Raw genomic sequence first — 4,157 nt, 5'->3', positions numbered from 1 at the left:
AGTGCCGTCCGCCAACTCCACCGTCGATGGGAAACCTTGAAAGTCGACGTTCGGGTAGCTGAAGTTCACTTGGCGCGTCGTTCCGGCGACCAGGGCTGGACCACCTGTCGCTGCCTGACGGGCAACATTGACCGTCACCGACGCCGTCGATGTTCCACCGTTGCCATCGCTGATGGTGTAGTCGAAACCGGCAATGCCGCTATAGCCGGACTCGGCTGTAAAGACGACATTACCTTGAGCGTCGAGCGATACGGTTCCATGATTCGCATTGGCAGCGCTAAGAATTGATAGCGTATCGCCTTGGTCAGGGTCGGCATCGTTGCTCAACAGAGCGGAGGCAGCGATAACGCTTGTAGCATCTGCAAGCACGCTGACAAGCTCCGCCCCCGCGACCGGCGCGTCGTTCCTCCCCTGCACGGTGACGCTGAGCGTCTGCGCCGTGGTGGCGGTGCCGTCGGTCACGCCATAGCCGAAGGTCAGCGTGGCGCTTTGCCCGGCGGCGAGGTCGTTGAACTGCGCCGGGTTCAGCGTCAGCGTGCCGCCCGTCCGGGTGAAGCTCACCGTCCGCCCGCCGGTCTGGCTGAAGCCGGTCACCGACAGCGTGTCAGCCAGATCGGGGTCGCTGGCCCCCTGCAGCAAATTCACCACCAGCGGAACCGCGTCCTCGTCGGTCGCGGCGGTCACCGGCCCGGCCACTACCGGCGCGTCGTTGCGCCCGGCCACCGTCACCGTCAGCGTTCGCGCCGTCGCATCCGTCCCGTCAGACACCCCGTAGGCGAAGGTCAGGCTCGCGCTCTGTCCCGCCGCCAGCCAGCCGAACTCCGCCGGGTCGAGGCCCAGCATGCCGTTGTTCACGCTCACCGTCGCCGCCGGTCCGCCGGTCTGGCTGAGGCCGGTCACCGACAGCGGGCTGCCCTCGAAATCGAAGGCGCCCTGCAGCAGGTCCACGCTCAGCGCCGCCGTCGCGTCCTCGTCGGTGGAGGCGCTCAAATTGCCCGGCACCAGCGGCGCGTTGTTGGCGTCCAGCCGCAGCAGCGCGTCGGCGAACTGTACCCACTCCACCCCCTGCAACGTGTCGGTTCCCTCGCCCGAGGCGGTCGCCTGGATCGTCCAGTCCGACCCCACCTTGGCCGCCACGTAATCCCGCACGTTGCCCGAGTAGACCGCGGTGTCGCTGCCCGCCCCGCCGACCAGCGTGTCGTTGCCGCCGCGGCCCTCCAGCACGTCGTTGCCCGAGCCGCCGTCCAGCCGGTTGGCCCCGCCGTCGCCGCGCAGCGTGTCGTCGCCCGCGCCACCGGTCAAATTCTCGACCCCCGACAGCACGTCGCCCGCCGCATCGCCGGCGCTGCCGCTGCCCGCCGCCAGATCGACCGCAACCGCCGCGCCGGAGCCGGCATAGCTCGCCAGATCGGTGCCGGCCCCGCCCGACAGCGTGTCGGCCCCGGCGCCGCCGACCAGCGTGTCATTGCCGTCGCCCCCCGACAGGCTGTCGTTGCCGGCCCCGCCGTCCAGCCGGTTGGCCCCGGCATCGCCGCCCAGCGTGTCGGCATAGGCCGAGCCGGTCAGGTTCTCGATCCCGACCAGCAAGTCGCCCGTGGCTTCGCCCGCCGTGCCGGTGCCGCTCGCGAGGTCGACCACCACCCCGGCGGCGGCCCCGGCGTAGCTGGCGGTATCGCTGCCGCTGCCACCATCCAGCGTGTCGGCCCCGCCGCCGCCGATCAGCGTGTCGTTGCCCGCCCCGCCCGACAGGCTGTCGTCGCCGCCGGCCCCGGCCAGACGGTTGTCCAGTGCGTTGCCGGCGCCGCTAAACGGGCCGCTGCCGGTGTAGGTCAGCGCCTCGACATTGGCGCCCAGACTGTAGCTGGCAAGGCCGGTGCGCACCTCGTCGAAGCCCTGGTTGGCGGCTTCGGTCACCACGTCGCCGGCACTGTCGACGATGTAGACGTCGTTGCCGCCGCCGCTGGCCATGCTGTCGTCGCCCAGACCGCCATCCAGGATGTTGGCCCCGCCGTTGCCGGTCAGGACATTGTTCAGCTCGTTGCCGGTGGCGTTGATCGCGGCCGAGCCGGTCAGGGTGAGGTTTTCCAGGTTGGCGCCCAGCACCCAGCTCACCGAGGCGTTGACGGTGTCGGTGTCCTCGCTGGCCAGTTCGGTGACGATATCGTCGGCATTGTCGACTACGTAGAGGTCGTTGCCGCTACCGCCGACCAACGTGTCGGCCCCGGCCCCGCCGTTCAGCGTATCGTCGCCGTCCAGCCCGGTCAGCAGGTTGGCGCCGCTGTTGCCGGTGATCACGTTGTTGGCCGCGTTGCCGGTGCCGTCGATGGCGGCCGAGCCGGTCAGGGTGAGGTTCTCGAAGTCGGCGAGCAGCGTGTGGGTGATCGAGCTCTGCACCGTATCGGTGCCCTCGCCGGGCAACTCCACCAGGACGTCGCTGGCGTTGTCGATGACGTAGGTATCGTTGCCGGTGCCGCCGATCAGCGTGTCGGCCCCGGCCCCGCCATTCAGCGTGTCATTGCCGTCCAGCCCGGTCAGCACATCGGCGCCGCCGCCGCCGGCCAGGCTGTTGTTCAGGGCGTTGCCGGTCCCGGTGAAGGCGCCGCTGCCGGTGAAGGCAAGGTTCTCGACGTTGTCGCCCAGCGTGTAGCTGGCGAGGGTGGTTCGCACCGTGTCGGTGCCTTCACCAGCCAGTTCGGTGACGACATCGTCGGCGTCGTCCACGATATAGGTATCGTTGCCGGTGCCGCCGATCAGCGTGTCGGTCCCGGCTCCACCGTTCAGCGTATCGTTGCCGGCATCGCCGGTCAGGACATCGTCGCCGACCCCGCCGGTGAGGCTGTTGTTGCCGGTGTTGCCGGTGCCGGCGAAGGAGCCGCTGCCGGTGTAGGTGAGGGTCTCGACATTGGCCGCCAGGGTGAAGGACGCCAAGCCGGTCCGCACCTCGTCGGTGCCCTCGCCGGCGTTCTCGATCACGAGATCGGCCGCGTCGTCGATCAGGTAGATATCGTTGCCGGCCCCGCCGGCCAGGGTGTCGAGCCCAAGCCCACCCGCCAGCGTGTCGTTGCCGGCTCCGCCCTGGATCAGGTTGTCCAGCTCGTTGCCGGTGCCGGCAAAGGCCGCCGTGCCGGTGTAGACGAGATTCTCGACGTTGGCGCCCAGGGTGTAGTTGGCGAGGCTGGTACGCACGGTGTCGCTGCCTTCGCCGGCCAATTCGCTCACCACGTCGCCGATATGATCAACGATGTAGGTGTCGTCTCCGGTGCCGCCGATCATCGTATCGGCACCGAAACCGCCATCGAGCGTGTCGTTGCCGGCTCCGCCCGATAGGCTGTCGGCGCCGCTACCGCCGGTCAGGCGGTTGTCGAGATCGTTGCCGGTACCGGTGAAGGCGGTCGCTCCGGTGTAGGTGAGGTGTTCAAGATTGGCGCCGAGGGTGTAGGCGGCGAGGTCGGTGCGCACCTCGTCCACCCCCTCGCCGGCCGCCTCGACGATCTGGTCGAGGGGGTTGGCGATCAGGTAGGTGTCGTTGCCGGCGCCGCCAAGCAGCGTGTCGCCTTCGGTGTCGGAGGCCGGGCCGCCGGTCAGGGTGTCGTCGCCATCCAGACCATAGAGTTCGTCGGCGCCGAGGCCGCCGGTGAGCGTATCGTTGCTGCTGGTCCCCGTTACGATGGCCATAGGAAGGCGTCCCCTAAGTTGGTCGATCCCGGTCGCCCCGGCAATAGGGCGCGATAACCTTGCATATCTTTGTACTCAAGGATGTGACAAGCATTTCTGCATTCCGAGAAAGGGGAAATTGACCGCCACTTGACGCCGATGCCGCAGGACTCCATGGCGGGTCCGCCAATCGGCCGTTTGACGGCCAGCCGCCAAACTGTCCGGAAACCCACGTTGACGACGGCTTTCCGGACACGTAGTTTGTCGGACGGGTTTCCGGACAAACGGAGCGGATGGTGGCGAACATCGGCTATGCCAGGGTCTCGACCGCCGATCAGGATCCGGCTCTGCAACTCGACGCTCTGGCCAAGGCGGACTGCGAGCGGGTCTTTCAGGATCAGGCATCCGGAGCCAAGGAACTACGCCAAATTAAGTGCGGTGTTTTGTGGTCTTGAGGCGATTGTGTAGTTCCACTCTGGATGGAAGTCGTTTCGGGTTATGGC

The 4,157-nt window shown here is 67.9% G+C and carries 2 protein-coding genes; one reads left to right on the top strand and one right to left on the bottom strand.

What is annotated here, in order from left to right; all coding sequences use genetic code 11:
• Positions 1–3,675: beta strand repeat-containing protein (locus EJ903_RS25970; protein WP_126620768.1), on the bottom strand; the 3,675-nt coding region annotated here is incomplete at its 3' end.
• A gap of 272 nt (positions 3,676–3,947) precedes the next feature.
• Between EJ903_RS25970 and EJ903_RS25965 the strand changes: the two genes are divergently transcribed.
• Entirely contained in the window at positions 3,948–4,109 is a 162-nt protein-coding gene (locus EJ903_RS25965; protein ID WP_246015998.1) for a recombinase family protein, read from the top strand.
• Positions 4,110–4,157 lie beyond the last annotated feature (48 nt).

Origin of the sequence: Azospirillum griseum, assembly GCF_003966125.1 — a bacterium.
Taxonomy (GTDB): domain Bacteria; phylum Pseudomonadota; class Alphaproteobacteria; order Azospirillales; family Azospirillaceae; genus Azospirillum; species Azospirillum griseum.
Note: the sequence above shows the minus strand (reverse complement) of the source record. Positions and strands in the feature narration are given on the sequence as shown.

Excerpts from the sequence above, each read along its gene's own strand:
- EJ903_RS25965 (WP_246015998.1), top strand. The coding sequence starts at position 3,948 with ATGGTGGCGAACATCGGCTATGCCAGGGTCTCGACCGCCGATCAGGAT.